The sequence below is a fragment of the Cupriavidus sp. HMR-1 genome (assembly GCF_000319775.1).
GTDB lineage: Bacteria > Pseudomonadota > Gammaproteobacteria > Burkholderiales > Burkholderiaceae > Cupriavidus > Cupriavidus metallidurans.
Genome location: NZ_ANKP01000234.1, coordinates 1 through 15073, shown reverse-complemented (window position 1 = coordinate 15073; position 15073 = coordinate 1). Strand labels below are relative to the sequence as shown.

The following is a 15073-nucleotide window of genomic DNA, read 5'->3' as shown; positions in this document are numbered from 1 at the left end:
GAATTCGTTTCACGATTTACCCGCCAACTGGCTGCAGATCTCGGCGACGCGCCGGGTTGCCTCCGGTTTGGCCAGGCCGCGCGCAGCGCGCGCCATGTCCTTCAATTGCGTCCGCGACAGGCCGGCGAGCGTCTTCGCCAGACCTTCCGCGGTCAGTTCGTTCTGTTGCACCAGCAACGCAGCGCCCTGCTTCGACAGGAACGTCGCGTTGGTGGTCTGGTGATCGTCCACCGCATGCGGAAACGGCACGAACAGCGCCGCCACACCGGCGGCCGCCACTTCGGAAACCGTCATCGCGCCCGCGCGGCAGATGACCAGATCGGCGTCGGCATAGGCCGCCGCCATGTCGTCGATGAATGGCACGGTATCGCCGGCCACGCCCGCCGCGGCGTAGTTCGCACGCAGCGTATCGATCTGTTTCACGCCGGCCTGATGCTTGACGACCGGGCGCTGCCCCTCGGGCAGCAGCGCGATCGCCTTCGGCACCACGTCGTTGAGTGCGGCCGCGCCAAGGCTGCCACCCACCACAAGCACGTGCAGCGGGCCGGTGCGATGGTCGTAGCGTGACTCCGGCGCCGGAATCTGCGCCAGTTCGGCACGCACCGGATTGCCGGTCCACTCGCTGTTCGGCAACGTGTCCGGGAACGCGCAGAGCACGCGGTCCGCGACCTTCGCCAATACCTTGTTCGCCAGGCCAGCGATCGAGTTCTGTTCGTGCAGCACCAGTGGGCGCCCAAGCAGCGACGCCATCATCCCTGCCGGGAAGGTGATATAGCCGCCCATGCCGAGCACCACGTCCGGCTTCACCCGACGCAGCGCGCCGATGCTCTGCCAGAACGCGCGCAGCAGGTTCAGCGGCAGCAGGAGCTTGGTCAGCAGGCCCTTGCCACGCAGTCCACCGAACTGGATGTACTCCATCGGGATGTCGTGCTTCGGCACCAGCGTCGCTTCCATGCCCGTACGATTGCCGAGCCAGACCACCCGCCAGCCCTCGTCACGCAACGCACGCGCGACCGCCAGCCCCGGGAACACGTGGCCCCCGGTGCCGCCAGCCATCACGAGCAGCGTGCGTGCGGTCATACCTTCCCTCCGCGCATCAACACCCTGTTCTCGTAGTCAATGCGCAGGACAATCGCCAACGCCACACAGTTCATCAGGATGCCCGAGCCGCCATAGCTGACCAGTGGCAGCGTCAGGCCCTTGGTCGGCAGCAGGCCCAGGTTCACGCCCATGTTGATGAACGTTTGCCAGCCGATCCAGATGCCCATGCCCTTGGCCACCAGACCGGCGAAGGTACGGTCGAGCTGCAGCGCCGTACGGCCGATGTCGAAGCAGCGGCGGACCATCCAGTAGAACAGCACGATCATCACGAGCACGCCGATGAAGCCGAATTCCTCGCCGATCACCGCCAGGATGAAGTCAGTGTGGGCTTCCGGCAGGTAGTGCAATTTCTCGATGCTGCCGCCCAGGCCCACACCAGTCCATTCGCCACGGCCGAAGGCGATCAGCGAGTGCGTGAGCTGATAAGCCTTGCCGAGCGCGTTACTTTCTTCCCACGGATTCAGGTACGCAAAGATCCGCTCGCGACGCCACGGCGATGCCGTAATCAGCAGCGCGAACGCGCCCACGGCCACGCCGACCAGGCCGGCGAACAGCTTGCCGTTGATGCCGCCCAGGAACAAGATGCCCATCGCCACGGCCGCGATCACCAGGAACGCGCCCATATCGGGTTCGAGCAGTAGCAGCATCCCCACCACGACCACGGCCACCCCCATCGGAAGGAAGCCCTTCGAGACGGTCTGCATCCACTCCTGCTTGCGCACCGTGTAGTTGGCCGCGTACAGCACCACGGCCAGCTTCATCAGTTCGGACGGCTGGAAATTCATCAGGCCAAGCGGAATCCAGCGCCGCGCGCCGTTCACGCCCTTGCCGACGAACGGCACCAGCACGATCACCAGCAGGATCAGGGCGACGATGAACAGCTTCGGCGCGTAACGGTCCCAGACCTTCACCGGAATCTGGAACGCCACCAGCGCCGTGGAGAGTCCGATCACCAGGCTGAACGCGTGGCGCACCAGGAAATGGGCCTCGCGGTAGTTGGCGTAGCGCGGCGAGTCCGGCAGCGCGATCGACGCCGAGTAGACCATCACCAGGCCGAACGTCAGCAGTACGATCGCTACCCACAGCAGGGGCTGGTCGTACTCCATCATGCGGGAGCGGGTCGGCTTGACGCCGGACACCGCATCACGCAGGCCACCCCAGGCATTGCCAATGGTGGCGCCGATGAATCCGCTGCGCTTGACCTGCGAGTCGCTCATGGCATGATCCCCCGGGACAAAGCCAGTTCTTCCACCGCGCCGCGGAACACCTGGGCGCGATGCACGTAGTTACGGAACATGTCGAGGCTGGCGCAGGCCGGCGACAGCAGCACCACGTCGCCCGCTTCCGCGAGGCTGGCGGATTTCTCTACCGCTTCCTCCAGCGAGCCGGCGTCGATCAGCGGTTTGCCGGTCGCCTCCAGCGCTTCGCGCAGCGCGCCCGCATCCTTGCCGATCAGCACCACGGCGCGCGCGTATTGCGCCACCGGCGCGACCAGCGGCGAGAAATCCTGGCCCTTGCCCTCACCACCGGCGATCAGCACCACGTGCTTGTCCAGCCCGCTCAGTGCAGCCACGGTGGCGCCGACGTTCGTTCCCTTGCTGTCGTCGAAGTACTCGACTTCATCGATCGTTGCCACCCATTCCACGCGGTGCGGCTCGCCGCGATACTCGCGCAGGCCGTGCAGCAGCGCGTTCAGCGGCAGGTCGATCGCGCGGCACAGCGCCAGCGCGGCCATCGCGTTGGTGGCGTTGTGCATGCCACGGATGTGCAGCGCGTCGGCCGGCATCAGGCGCTTGTGGCGCACCGGCACGACGGCATCGGCGACGACATCGTCCTTCTTGCGGCGGCGCGGCTTCTGCTCGGCATCGGCTTCGGTGTCGGGCTCGGCCAGCACGAGCCATGGCATCCCGCCTTCGCGCAGCACGCCGTAGCTGCCCGGCGTCTCGGGCAGGTCGGTGCCGAACGTGACCAGCGTGGTGCCGCGGCGGGCCATGTTCATCGTCAGCGGGTCCTGCCGGTTGAGCACCTGCAGGCAACCCTTCTCGGCCGGGCCGAAGATGCGCGCCTTGGCGGCGGCATACGCTTCCATGCTGCCGTGCCAGTCGAGGTGGTCCTGCGTGACATTGAGCACCGTGGCCGCGTGCGGCGCCAGCGAGAACGTGTATTCGAGCTGGAAGCTGGACAGTTCGAGCACCCAGACATCGGGCAACGTGGCGCTTGCGATGCAGGCCGACAGCTTGTCCAGCGCGGACGGGCTGATATTGCCTGCCACGCCTACGGTCTTGCCTGCGCGCTCGATCAGCCGGCCGGTCAGCGCGGTGGTCGTGGTCTTGCCGTTGGTACCGGTGATGGCCAGCACGCGCGGGGCGTAGCCCGACGTGGCCTCCAGGTAGCCAATCGCCTGGGCGAACAGTTCGATCTCGCCCCAGACAGGAATACTGCGTGCCTGCGCCGCCTCGAGCAGCGCCCGCGTATTGGGTTCGAGCGGGGACAGCCCGGGGCTGATCGCCACCAGACCGATATCGTCGAGCAGGTTCTCGGTGAACTGCCCGCCCACGAACTGGGCCGTGGTCAGTTCCGCCTGCAGGAAGACAAGGTTGGCGGGCGCCTCGCGTGTGTCGGCCACGCGCACGCGGCAGCCATTCAGGCCGCACCAGCGTGCCATGGCCAGCCCCGATTCACCGAGGCCAAGTACCAGCACATGAGGTTTCTGCAACACGCCAAACACTTCGTTTTCCTGCCTTGTAGAGTCCGTAGGTTAAAAATTTCAGCCCGGGTTCAGCGCAGCTTCAGCGACGACAACCCGATCAGCACCAGCAGCATCGTGATGATCCAGAAGCGCACCGTCACTTGTGTTTCCTTCCAGCCGCCCAGTTCGAAGTGGTGATGCAGCGGCGCCATGCGGAACAGCCGGCGGCCTTCGCCGTAACGACGCTTCGTGAACTTGAACCACGACACCTGGAGCATCACTGACAGCGTTTCCACCACGAAGATCCCGCCCATCACGAACAGCACGATCTCCTGGCGCACGATCACCGCGACCGTGCCCAGCGCCCCGCCCAGCGCCAGCGCGCCGACGTCACCCATGAACACGCGTGCCGGGTGGGCGTTGAACCAGAGGAACGCCAGACCCGCGCCGGCCATCGCCGAGCAGAAGATCAGCAGTTCGCCCGCGCCGGGAATGTGCGGGAACAGCAGGTACTTGCTGTAGACCGCATTGCCCATCACGTAGGCAAACACGCCAAGGCCGCCGCCCACCAACACCACGGGCATGATCACGAGGCCGTCCAGGCCGTCGGTCAGGTTCACCGCGTTGCTCGAGCCAACGATCACCAGATAGGTCAGCACGATGAAACCGGTCACGCCGAGCGGGTAGCTCACTTCCTTGAAGAAGGGCACGATCAGGTTCATCTTGTACGGCACGTCGGCAAACATGCCGCCCTCGATCCAGCTCAGGAACAGGCTCCAGATGCGCACGTTGCTGGCCTCGGACACCGAGAACGCCAGATACACGGCGGCAACCAGACCGATCAGCGTCTGCCAGAAAAACTTCTCGCGGCTCGACATGCCGCGCGGATCGCGATAGACCACCTTGCGGTAGTCGTCGACCCAGCCAATCGCGCCATAGCCCAGCGTCACGAGCAGCACAACCCAGATGAAGCGGTTGCCCCAGTCACACCAGAGTAATGTCGAGATCGCGATCGAGATCAGCACCAGCACGCCACCCATGGTCGGCGTGCCGGCCTTCACCAGGTGCGTCTGCGGGCCGATCGTGCGTACGGCCTGACCGATCTTCAGTTCGGTCAGGCGGCGAATCACCCACGGCCCGAAACCCAGGCCGATCACCAGCGCGGTGACGTTGGCCATCACCGCGCGGAAAGTCAGATAGTTGACGACCCGCAGGAAGCTGTAGTCGTTCTGCAGCCACTGGGCCAGTGTCAATAACATCGTTGGTCTGTTTCGTTAATGAGCGGAAGGTGATGCGACAAGCGCATCGACCATCCGTTCCATGCGCATGAAGCGCGATCCCTTCACCAGCACGGCCGCTGCATTGGCCACCGTGCCCTCCTTGTCTGCCTCCAGCGCCTGCGCCAGGTCTTCCGCGCGAGCGAAATACCGTGCGCCACCGCCATATGCCTGCACCGCGTGCGGTGCGAGTTCGCCTGTTGCCCAGAGCGCGTCGATGCCGCGCTCGCGCGCGTACGCACCGATCTCGGTGTGGAACATCGGCCCCTGGTCCCCTACCTCGCCCATATCGCCCAGCACCAGCAGGCGCGGCGTCGCAAATCCGGCCAGCACGTCGATCGCGGCACGCATCGAATCCGGGTTGGCGTTGTACGTGTCGTCGATAACGACGATGCCCGCTGGCGTGTGCTTCACCTGCAGGCGGCCCTTCACGGCGGTGAAGCCGGCGATGCCGGTCTGGATCGCCGCCACATCGACGCCTGCGGCCAGCGCGCACGCCGTGGCCGCCAGCGCGTTGCGCACGTTGTGCACACCCAGCACCTGCAGGCGCAGCGTGAAGCGCAGGTCTGGCGCGGTCACGTCCAGCACCTGCACGCCATTCTCCAGCGATACCGTGGCCCGTACGTCAGCCGAAGCATCGGTCCCGAACGACAGCACCTTCCGTGTGCCGGCGGCCTGACGCCAGATGGCCGCATAGGCGCCACCGCTTTCGGCATCGACCGGAAACACGGCCACGCCATCGGCGGGCAGCGCGGCGATGGCGCTGGCGTGTTCATGCGCCACGGCCTCCACGCTGACCATGAATTCCTGGTGCTCGCGCTGGGCGTTGGTGACCACCGCCACGGTCGGCTGGGCAATGCCGGCCAGGTAGATCGTCTCACCCGGGTGATTCATGCCCAGTTCGAGCACGGCCAGCTTGTGATGCGCGCGCAGGCGCAGCACGGTCAATGGCAGGCCGATGTCGTTGTTCAGGTTGCCGCCCGTTGCCAGACGATCGCCCTCACCCACGGCCGCGGCAAAGATCGCCGCGATCATTTCCTTGACCGTGGTCTTGCCATTGCTGCCGGTCACGGCCACCGTCGGCGGCGTGAACGTGTGGCGCCAACCCGTGGCCAACTGGCCGAGGCCGGTGCGCGTGTCGGGCACGATCAGCGCCGGCACGTCGACGTCGACCTTGCGGCTCACCATCACCGCGGCGGCGCCGCGCGCGACCACATCGGCCAGAAAATCGTGGGCGTCGAAACGCTCACCCTTGAGCGCGACGAACAGGTCGCCGGGCTCGACGGTACGGCTGTCGGTATGCACGCGCGAAAACGAGCGCGCAGCATCTCCGGAAATACTTGCGCCGGCAATCCAGCCAGCGGCTTGCTGCAGAGTCGTCATCGGTTGGCGGTTCATGCCGACACCCCCCGCGCGCCCAGGGTCAGGCGCACGTGCTCGCGGTCGGAGAACGGGCGCTTGCGCCCCTGGATCTCCTGCGTGGCTTCGTGGCCCTTGCCGGCCACGAGCACCACGTCGGCCGGGGCGGCATGTTTGATGGCGTAGAGAATGGCGGCGGCGCGGTCCTCGATCAGCGCGGCGCGGGCGCGGTCGTTCATGCCGTCGGCGATCGCTTCAAGGATCTCGCGCGGATCTTCGCTGCGCGGGTTGTCACTGGTCAGCACCACTTCATCGGCCAGGCGCTCGGCCACTTCGCCCATCAGCGGGCGCTTGGTGGCGTCGCGATCCCCGCCGCAGCCGAACACGCACCAGAGCTTGCCTTGACGCGCCTGGGCCACGGGCCGCAGCGCGATCAGCGTCTGGACCAGCGCATCGGGCGTATGGGCGTAGTCGACCACGGCCAGCGGGGCATCGTGGCCGCCGAACAATTCCATGCGGCCATCGACCGGCGTCAGGCGGCGCAGCGCATCGATGGCCGCATCCCAGGTCACGCCCTGCGCCAGCGCGGCGCCGAGCACGGCCAGCAGATTGCTGACGTTAAATGCGCCGATCATCGGCGTGGTCACGTCCGCGGTGCCGAAACTGCCATCGACGTGGAACGCCGTGCCGGCGCCAGTGGCCCGCACGCCAGTCGCGCGCAACCACTGGCCGCGTGCCACCGAAGCGCCGGCCTTGCCGTCGATGCCATATTCAATGACTTGCGGGGCACTCACGGCCACCGCGTTGCTGGCTAGCAGGCGCTGGCCCATGCCATCGTCGCGATTGATCACCGCCGCCTTGAGGCCGTCCCACGCAAACAGGCGCGCCTTGGCTGCCTCGTACTCGGCCATCGTGCCGTGGTAGTCGAGGTGGTCCTGGGTCAGGTTGGTCAGCACGGCAACGGCAAACCCGGTGCCGGCCACGCGGCCCTGCTCCAGCCCATGCGAGGAAACTTCCATCGCCACGGCGCGCGCGCCGGCGTCGTGCAGTTCGGCCAGGCTGGCCTGCAACTGAACGGCGTCCGGCGTGGTGAAGCCGGTGAGCTTGAGCGCGTCGGGGAAGCCCGAGCCGAGCGTGCCGATCGTCGCGCATCGCGTGCCTGCCATCTGCAGCAGGCGTGCCAGCCATTGCGAGCACGAGGTCTTGCCGTTGGTGCCCGTGACGCCGGTAATCGTCAGATTGCACGCAGCGATGCCGTACCAGCCAGCCGCGATGGGGCCCGCCAGCTCGTGCAGGTGAGACACTGCCAGGTGGGGCACGCGATCGTCATGGGGCCATGCGAAGTTGTCAGCCTCGTAGACGACGGCCGACGCGCCGGCAGCGATCGCCTTGTCGATATGCGGACGACCATCGGTAGCCAGACGCTCGTTGCCCAGCACATAGGCGAAGAACACGTCGCCCGGTTGCAGGCGGCGCGTATCGCCGGTCAACTGCGCGTTTTCCGGGGCGTGCGTACGCAGCCAGGCCAGCGCGTTGCTGGCCTGGGCGGAGACTTCGAGCGGAAGCAGCGGCTGGCGCGTCATTGGGTCGCGCTCCATGGTTCGCTCTCAGGCACCTTGTCGGTGACCATCAACTGCCGGATCGGCGAGTCGGGCTGGACATTCAGCGCGCGCAGAGCGCCGCCGGTGATGGCCGAGAAGACCGGGCCGGCGACCGCGCCACCGTAGTGGCTGCCGGAGGTCGGCTCGTCCACGCTGACGGCCACGATCACGCGCGGGTTCGACATCGGGGCCAGGCCGATGAACGAGGCGCGGTACTTGCTGCGGTCGTAGCCGCGGCCTACATGCTTGTATGCAGTGCCGGTCTTGCCGCCGACGCGGTAGCCCATCACCTGGGCCTCGGGCGCGGTACCGCCGGGCGCGGTCACGGTTTCGAGCATGCCGCGCACCTGGCGGGCAACCTGGGGCGACAGGATGCGTTCGCCGTCTGTCGGGCCGTTGGTCTTGAAGATCGACACGGGAATCAGCTCGCCGTCATGCGCGAAGATCGTATAGGCGTGCGCGATCTGGAACAGCGACACCGAGAGGCCATAGCCATAGGACATCGTCGCCTGCTCGATTGGGCGCCAGCTCTTCCACGGCCGCACGCGACCCGCCACGGCACCCGGGAAGCCGATCTTTGGCGCCTGCCCCAGGCCGACGCTGGTAAACATGTCCCACATTTCCTGCGGCTTCATCATCATCGCGATCTTCGTCGTGCCGATGTTGCTCGACTTCTGGATCACGCCGCCCACCGTGAGCGTGCCGTAGTTGTGGGTATCGGAGATCGTCGCGCCTTCGAAGTTGAACTTGCCGGTCGTCACGATGGTCGTCGACGGCGTCACGCGTCCAAGCTGCAGCGCCAGCCCGATCGAGATCGGCTTCATCATCGAGCCGGGCTCGAAGGTATCGGTCAGCACACGGTTGCGAAGCTGCTCGCCCGACAGGCGGCTGCGGTCGTTCGGGTTGTAGGTCGGCCAGTTGGCCAGCGCCAGCACCTCGCCGGTCTGCGCATCGAGCACCACGGCGCTGGCGGCCTTAGCCTTGCTACGCTCGACCACGGCCTTGACCTCGTTGTAGGCCAGGTACTGGATCTTGGCGTCGATCGACAGCTGCATGTCCTCGCCGTCGCGCGGGGTCTTCAGGATGCCAACGTCCTCCACCACGCGGCCCAGGCGATCCTTGATCACCTGACGCGCGCCGGCACGGCCTGCCAGCACGCTTTCACGCGCCAGTTCCACGCCTTCCTGCCCCTTGTCCTCGACGTTGGTGAAGCCGACGATATGCGCCATCGCCTCGCCTTCGGGATAGAAGCGCTTGTATTCGCGAGTCTGGTGAACGCCATCGATCTTGAGCGCGGCGATCTTGTCGGCCGCATCGGGCAGCACCTGGCGCTTCAGGTAGACGAAGCTCTTGTCCTCGTTGAACTTGGCGCGCAGTTCCTTTTCGGACATGTCCAGCAGCTTGGCCAATTGGCGCATGCGCTGCGGATCGAGATCGTTCGGCACGTCCTCAGGCACGGCCCAGATCGCCTTGACCGGCAGGCTGGTGGCCAGCACCAGGCCGTTGCGATCCAGGATCTTGCCGCGCGTGGCGGGCAGCTCCAGCGTGCGCTGGAAACGCTTCTTGCCCTCCATCTCGTAGAACTGGTTGCCCGGGCCCTGAATCCACATCGCGCGCGCGGCCAGCGCCAGGAACGCGGCGAACATCAGGAACACCACGAACTTCGAGCGCCACATCGGCAGGCGCAGACCCAGCACCGGGCTGGCAGAGAACTGGCCGGTGCGAGGACGGGCCGCCTCGCCGCGCGACTTGTTGCCGGCGCGGGCGCGGTTCATGGTTGGCCGGGCCATGCTCATTTGGCTGCCCCCTCTGCGGGTTGTTCGGCATCCGGCGGCGTCGATGGCAGCACCACGCCCTGCAGATACTGGGTACGACCGGCCACCGCCGGCGACATCTTGAGCTGCGTGCGCGCGGCCTCGGCAATGCGCGCGCTCTTGCTGAGCGAGCTTTGCTGGTACTGCAGGCGCGACCAGTCGATATCGAGCTGCTTCTCCTCCGACTGCGCGCGTTCGAGTGCCACGAACAGCGTGCGTGCCTGATGCTGCGCGCTGACCAGCGACAGCGCGCAGAACAACAGGGCGGCAAGGAGGAAGAAGGTCAGGCGGTTCATGCCGACTGCTCTCCGAGTTTTTCGGCCACGCGCATCACCGCGGAACGGGCGCGCGGGTTGCCGGCCACCTCTTCGGCGCCCGGCTTGAATCGGCCCAGCAGTTTCATCGTCGGCTGCGGCAGGTCGGCCGCGCGCAACGGTGCGCGGCGCAGGGCCGGATCGGCATCCCGCTCGGGACGGGCGTGCGCCTGCATGAACCGTTTGACGATACGGTCCTCGAGCGAGTGAAAGCTGATCACCACGAGGCGGCCCCCGACCTGAAGCAGTTCGTACGCCGCCTTCAGGCCTCTTTCGAGGTCCTCAAGCTCTTGATTGATGTAAATCCGTAAAGCTTGAAAGGTGCGGGTCGCAGGGTCCTGGCCCTTCTCGCGTGTTTTGACGGCTTTCGCCACGAGCGCGGCAAGGTCTGAAGTAGTGGCGAGTGCTCCGCCATCGCCGGATTCGCGCCGGCGAGCAACAATCGCCTTTGCAATCTGTAGAGCAAACCGTTCTTCCCCATAGTCTCGTATCACCCTGGCAATGTCATGCTCGTCCGCTTGTGCAAGCCACTCGGCGGCGGTAATGCCGCGCGTGGTGTCCATGCGCATGTCCAGCGGGCCCTCGAAACGAAAGGAAAACCCCCTCGCTGCCTCGTCGATCTGGGGCGAGCTGATTCCCAGGTCGAGCAGCACGCCAGCTACCGGGCCACGGCCGGCCAGCCGATCGCCCATTTCCGCAAAGCTCGCGTGCTCAATGGAGAAGCGGGCATCCTTGATGGTGCCCGCTTCTGCGATTGCTGCCGGATCCTTGTCGAAGGCGACCAGGGTGCCGGCCGGCCCCAGCCGGGCCAGTACTGCCCGGCTGTGCCCCCCTCTGCCGAAGGTGCCGTCCACATAGGCGCCGTCGGGCCGCCAGACGAGCGCATCGACGGCCTCGTCCAGCAACACGGTGCGATGGCGCAGGGTGGTGGTCCCCGGCGATTCGGTAGGGCTCATGACCTCTTCAGAAGGAGAAATTCTTCAATGCTTCCGGCATGCCTTGCGCCATCGCTGCCTGTTCCTTGGCGGCGTAGGTCGCGGCATCCCAAACTTCGAAGTGGCTGCCCATGCCGAGCAGCATCACTTCCTTGTCGAGCATGGCGGCACTGCGCAATTCCGGTGCTATCAGCACGCGGCCTGCGCCGTCCATATCCACGTCGGCGGCGTTACCGAGGAAAATCCGCTTCCACCAATGGGCATCCATCGGCAGCGCCGCTATACGGCCTCGGAAAACCTCCCACTCAGGGCGGGGAAAGAGCAACAGGCATCCATCCGGGTGCTTGGTCAGCGTAACCCGGCCCTCGGCCTGTGTTTGCAGCGCTTCGCGGTGCCTGGCCGGAATGGACATCCGACCCTTGGCATCAAGCGAAAGCGCCGATGCTCCCTGAAACAAGCTCGCCCCCCTGGTAGCCGTCGGCCTCAGAGCCGTCCGGCAGGTCGATTCATCCCTTCCGCTACCAGTTCGGTCTGAGATAAATCATCGCAGAGCCAACCCGGTTTTTCACACAAAAATACACTTCCTCACACTATTTCCCACTTTAGAGGAAGCGTTTTGGCGGGTCAAGGCTCGCTATGGGGCAAGAAACAAGCTTTTTTTAATCAGAACAAAGACTTAGCGCGTCAACCTCACGCACCGCAAAGGTGATTCCTTAATGAAATGAAGAACTTGGGGAGGAAAGCAGAGAAACCACCTGAGAACTACCGGAGGGAATACTGCCGACAGCGTGAAACGCCATCGGTTTCACGCCGTCGGGAAGGATACAACGTTTTGCTGTCAGCCCCTGTCAGGCAAGGGCTCAGGGGACTTTTCCACAACCACCACAGGCAGGTCCGCGACCCATCGCGAATTGGATCGCGACGAAGCGCTTCGAGACGCGCCGATCCTTATCGATCAGATGCGGTAGGCGGTGGTGGTCATGACGCGCGATGCGACTTGCATCAATGCGCGAACTGGTCCCGGCAGTGGGATACCCCCTGCGTTCCTCGCGGCATCGCCGTGGCGGACCTCGTCGTCGCGCATTTGTTCGAGGATTGCGCGCGAGCGGCTGTCCGTGGTGGGCAGGCGGTCGAGGTGGCTGGTCAGATGATGCTCGACCTGACGCTCAGTCTCGGCCACGAAGCCAAGGCTGACCTTGTCGCCGGCGCGTCCCGCCAGAACGCCGATCGCGAACGCGCCGGCATACCAGACGGGATTCAGCAGGCTCGGACGCGAGCCCAGTTCACGCAGGCGGTCCGCGCACCAGGCCAGATGATCCTCTTCCTCTTTGGCGGCAGCATCCATCTGCGCGCGCACGGCCGGCGTTCGCGCGGTCAGCTTCTGCGCCTGGTAGAGGGCCTGGGCGCAAACCTCTCCAACATGGTTGATGCGCATGAGGCCGGATACGTGGCGACGCTCCTCGGGGTTCATCTGCTCCGTTTCCGGAGCCAGCCTGTCTGCAGGGTTGGCGCGCTCCGCGCGGGTCGCACCGGCAATCGCGCGCAACGCGACATCGAATTCTCGGATCAACGTATCCATGTCTGTCTAGGGATGGTCTGCGCGCATATCGAACCTTCGCCCCACTGAAGAGGTAGGTCGCACCAAACGCGCCTTCGGGAATTCCCCCATTGTACCCGCGCGACCCGCGCGAGGCCCGCAACATCGCCCGCAACGCCGCGTCTGTGCTGGCATCTGTCGCTTACAGGTACTTAAAAACCCTGAGTTGTGAAAACCAGACAAGGCGTTTACCACAGGGTCAAAAGAAGTGCTCTTTTGTTAGAGTGGTCGGCAGCTTCCAAGGAAGTCAAGTGCGGAAGGGTGTAGAGGGCTGACTTATGGAGGTCCCTTCCGGGCTTTATCTAATAATTCTTAAGTGGAGATCACCCAGCATGAAAAAGTCGCTTCTCGCGCTTGCCGCGATGAGCGCGTTTGCCACTGCGGCAAATGCGCAATCGAGCGTGACCCTTTATGGTGTCGTGGACTTGCCGATCGAATACACGAACCACCTGGCACCGGGCCTGGGCGCCCCTAACGCCAGCGGCGTTCCTCAAGCGGCGCCGGGCGGCGGCAGCCGTGTTGGTCTGTCTGGCGGCGGCGGCCTGTCCGGCTCGCGTTGGGGCCTGCGTGGCACCGAAGATCTGGGCGGCGGCCTGAAGGCACTGTTCGTGCTGGAAAGCGGCTTTGGCCTTGACGATGGCAAGTCGCAGCAAGGCGGCCGCCTCTTCGGTCGTCAGGCATTCGTGGGTCTGCAAAGCGATACGCTGGGTCGCGTGACCTTCGGTCGCCAGTACACCACGATGTTCGACATGTTCGCGAACTTCTCGCCGACCGGCTACGCGACGCTGTATGAACCGGTGGTGGCCCAACTGGGTACGAACTTCCGCTCGGACAACACGGCCAAGTACACCGCCGTGATCGGCCCAGTCACCGCCGAGGCGCACTGGAGCTTCGGCACGGGCGTCGGCGCGATCGGCACGACCCCGCTGGCCGGCGGCGGTGCTGGCGAAGTGCCGGGCAACTTCAACAACAACGCAGGCGGTGGCGCTGGCGTGCTGTACATGAGCGGCCCCCTTGGCCTGACGGTTGCCTATGACGAATGGCGTCCGGCGGTCAACATTGGCTCGCCTGGCCGGTCGCGCAAGATCGGCGCAGCCGGTAGCTACACGTATGGCCCGGCCAAGCTGATGGCTGGTTACCGCTATGGCCGTACCACGGACAGCAGCGGCAACGAACTGATCCGCGACAACTACTACTGGATCGGCTTGAACTATCAGGTCAGCGCTCCGCTGGGTCTGACGCTGGCCTACTTCTACGACGACGTCACGCAGCTGCGCGCCCCTGCCGGGGTTGGCCAGGCTGCCCTGCCGTCGAACAATCCCGCCAACCCGTGGCAGATCAGCTTCGTGGCCGACTACAACTTCTCGAAGCGCACCGACGTCTACCTGACGATGGCCTACGCGAAGAACTCGGGCCTGAACTTCGACACGTCGGCGGTCAGCTTCGCCAACGGCTACTACCTGCAGCAAGGCGCCAACAGCCAGGTCGGCGTGGCCCTGGGTATTCGCCACAAGTTCTGATCGAACCGATTCATCGTTCCTTTCAAGGCGCCCACGGGCGCCTTTTTTTTTGCCAGATGCGAGACACGCATAAGGGCTTCACCCCATCCGCCAGGTGGCGGGCACCAGACTAGAATGGCTCCGAGACCGGGACAACCGGCCATTAGCCGGCCCTTATACGGAGACCTCGCCATGTCACACCCACGCCGGCGCACTGTCGCGCTGCTGCTTTCGATTGCCCTGAGCCCGCTGGCGGCCGCTTCGGCCCATGCAGCCGACGCCTATCCCACCAAGCCGATCCGTCTGGTCGTGCCATTCCCGGCCGGCGGCACCACTGACATCCTGGCGCGCGCAGTCTCTGCTGAATTGTCGAAGCTGCCCGGCTGGAACGTGGTGGTCGACAACAAACCCGGCGCCGGCGGCAATATCGGCTCGGACATCGTCGCTAAGTCGGCGCCGGACGGCTACACGCTGCTGATGGGCACCGTAGGGACGCACGGCATCAACCAGTCGCTGTACGGCAAGCTGCCGTACGACCCGATCAAGGACTTCGCGCCGATCACCGAGGTGGCGTCGGTACCCAATGTGCTGGAGGTGAACCCCGCCTTCGCGCAACAGAACAAGATCAATACCGTCAACGATCTCATTGCCTACGCACGGGCTAATCCTGGCAAGCTGAACATGGCATCGAGCGGCAACGGCACGTCGATCCACCTGGCCGGCGAGCTGTTCAAGACCCAGACCAAGACCTACATGGTCCACTTCCCGTACCGCGGCAGCGGCCCCGCGCTGACCGACATGACGGGTGGCACGATGCAGGTGATGTTCGACAACCTGCCTTCCTCCATGGCGCTGATCAAGGCCGGCAAGCTCAAGGCGCTGGCCGT

The 15073-nt window shown here is 65.3% G+C and carries 13 protein-coding genes; 2 read left to right on the top strand and 11 right to left on the bottom strand.

From position 1 onward, the window contains the following. Positions 1-9: 9 nt before the first annotated feature. The 11 genes from murG to coq7 all read right to left on the bottom strand — a co-directional run bounded on the left by murG (position 10) and on the right by coq7 (position 12669). Entirely contained in the window at positions 10-1080 is a 1071-nt protein-coding gene (gene murG, locus D769_RS23805; RefSeq protein ID WP_008650309.1) for an undecaprenyldiphospho-muramoylpentapeptide beta-N-acetylglucosaminyltransferase, read from the bottom strand. Next, complete coding sequence (ftsW, locus tag D769_RS23800) at positions 1077-2318, bottom strand: putative lipid II flippase FtsW (protein WP_008650307.1); 1242 nt, start codon at positions 2316-2318, stop codon at positions 1077-1079. The genes murG and ftsW overlap by 4 nt, the downstream gene beginning before the upstream one ends. Next, on the bottom strand, positions 2315-3829 hold the full coding sequence (gene murD / locus D769_RS23795; protein WP_008650306.1) for a UDP-N-acetylmuramoyl-L-alanine--D-glutamate ligase: 1515 nt from the start codon (positions 3827-3829) through the stop codon (positions 2315-2317). The genes ftsW and murD overlap by 4 nt, the downstream gene beginning before the upstream one ends. A 50-nt stretch (positions 3830-3879) precedes the next feature. Continuing rightward, positions 3880-5049 carry a phospho-N-acetylmuramoyl-pentapeptide-transferase gene (mraY, locus tag D769_RS23790; RefSeq protein ID WP_008650301.1) on the bottom strand — a complete coding sequence of 390 codons (1170 nt, stop codon included), beginning with the start codon at positions 5047-5049 and terminating at the stop codon, positions 3880-3882. Between the two features lie 15 nt (positions 5050-5064). Further along, positions 5065-6465, bottom strand: coding sequence for a UDP-N-acetylmuramoyl-tripeptide--D-alanyl-D-alanine ligase (gene murF, locus D769_RS23785; protein ID WP_008650300.1), 1401 nt, complete (start codon positions 6463-6465; stop codon positions 5065-5067). Beyond that, the gene (locus D769_RS23780; protein ID WP_008650299.1) at positions 6462-8009 is read right to left on the bottom strand and encodes a UDP-N-acetylmuramoyl-L-alanyl-D-glutamate--2,6-diaminopimelate ligase; all 1548 of its coding nucleotides are present in this window, start codon (positions 8007-8009) and stop codon (positions 6462-6464) included. The genes murF and D769_RS23780 overlap by 4 nt, the downstream gene beginning before the upstream one ends. After that, complete coding sequence (locus D769_RS23775) at positions 8006-9802, bottom strand: penicillin-binding protein 2 (RefSeq protein WP_029700546.1); 1797 nt, start codon at positions 9800-9802, stop codon at positions 8006-8008. Before D769_RS23775 ends, D769_RS23780 begins: the two co-directional genes overlap by 4 nt. 17 nt (positions 9803-9819) lie before the next feature. After that, positions 9820-10137 (bottom strand): cell division protein FtsL, encoded by a 318-nt coding sequence (gene ftsL, locus D769_RS23770; protein ID WP_008650296.1) that lies wholly within the window; start codon positions 10135-10137, stop codon positions 9820-9822. Further along, complete coding sequence (rsmH, locus tag D769_RS23765; protein ID WP_008650294.1) at positions 10134-11111, bottom strand: 16S rRNA (cytosine(1402)-N(4))-methyltransferase RsmH; 978 nt, start codon at positions 11109-11111, stop codon at positions 10134-10136. Before rsmH ends, ftsL begins: the two co-directional genes overlap by 4 nt. Before the next feature lie 7 nt (positions 11112-11118). After that, positions 11119-11547 (bottom strand): division/cell wall cluster transcriptional repressor MraZ, encoded by a 429-nt coding sequence (gene mraZ / locus D769_RS23760; protein ID WP_008650293.1) that lies wholly within the window; start codon positions 11545-11547, stop codon positions 11119-11121. Between the two features lie 498 nt (positions 11548-12045). Then, on the bottom strand, positions 12046-12669 hold the full coding sequence (gene coq7 / locus D769_RS23755; protein ID WP_008650278.1) for a 2-polyprenyl-3-methyl-6-methoxy-1,4-benzoquinone monooxygenase: 624 nt from the start codon (positions 12667-12669) through the stop codon (positions 12046-12048). A gap of 350 nt (positions 12670-13019) precedes the next feature. On the opposite strand from coq7, the gene D769_RS23750 reads away from it, so the two are divergent. Then, a complete protein-coding gene (locus tag D769_RS23750) occupies positions 13020-14207 on the top strand; it encodes a porin (RefSeq protein WP_008650276.1) in 1188 nt (395 codons plus the stop codon). A 171-nt stretch (positions 14208-14378) separates the two neighbouring features. After that, the coding region (locus D769_RS23745) for a tripartite tricarboxylate transporter substrate-binding protein (protein WP_008650271.1) at positions 14379-15073 on the top strand (695 nt) is incomplete at its 3' end.

Coding starts and splice junctions, on each gene's coding strand:
- murG (WP_008650309.1), bottom strand. CDS start 1,080: ATGACCGCACGCACGCTGCTCGTGATGGCTGGCGGCACCGGGGGCCAC.
- ftsW (WP_008650307.1), bottom strand. CDS start 2,318: ATGAGCGACTCGCAGGTCAAGCGCAGCGGATTCATCGGCGCCACCATT.
- mraY (WP_008650301.1), bottom strand. CDS start 5,049: ATGTTATTGACACTGGCCCAGTGGCTGCAGAACGACTACAGCTTCCTG.
- murF (WP_008650300.1), bottom strand. CDS start 6,465: ATGAACCGCCAACCGATGACGACTCTGCAGCAAGCCGCTGGCTGGATT.
- D769_RS23780 (WP_008650299.1), bottom strand. CDS start 8,009: ATGACGCGCCAGCCGCTGCTTCCGCTCGAAGTCTCCGCCCAGGCCAGC.
- D769_RS23775 (WP_029700546.1), bottom strand. CDS start 9,802: ATGAACCGCGCCCGCGCCGGCAACAAGTCGCGCGGCGAGGCGGCCCGT.
- ftsL (WP_008650296.1), bottom strand. CDS start 10,137: ATGAACCGCCTGACCTTCTTCCTCCTTGCCGCCCTGTTGTTCTGCGCG.
- rsmH (WP_008650294.1), bottom strand. CDS start 11,111: ATGAGCCCTACCGAATCGCCGGGGACCACCACCCTGCGCCATCGCACC.
- coq7 (WP_008650278.1), bottom strand. CDS start 12,669: ATGGATACGTTGATCCGAGAATTCGATGTCGCGTTGCGCGCGATTGCC.
- D769_RS23750 (WP_008650276.1), top strand. CDS start 13,020: ATGAAAAAGTCGCTTCTCGCGCTTGCCGCGATGAGCGCGTTTGCCACT.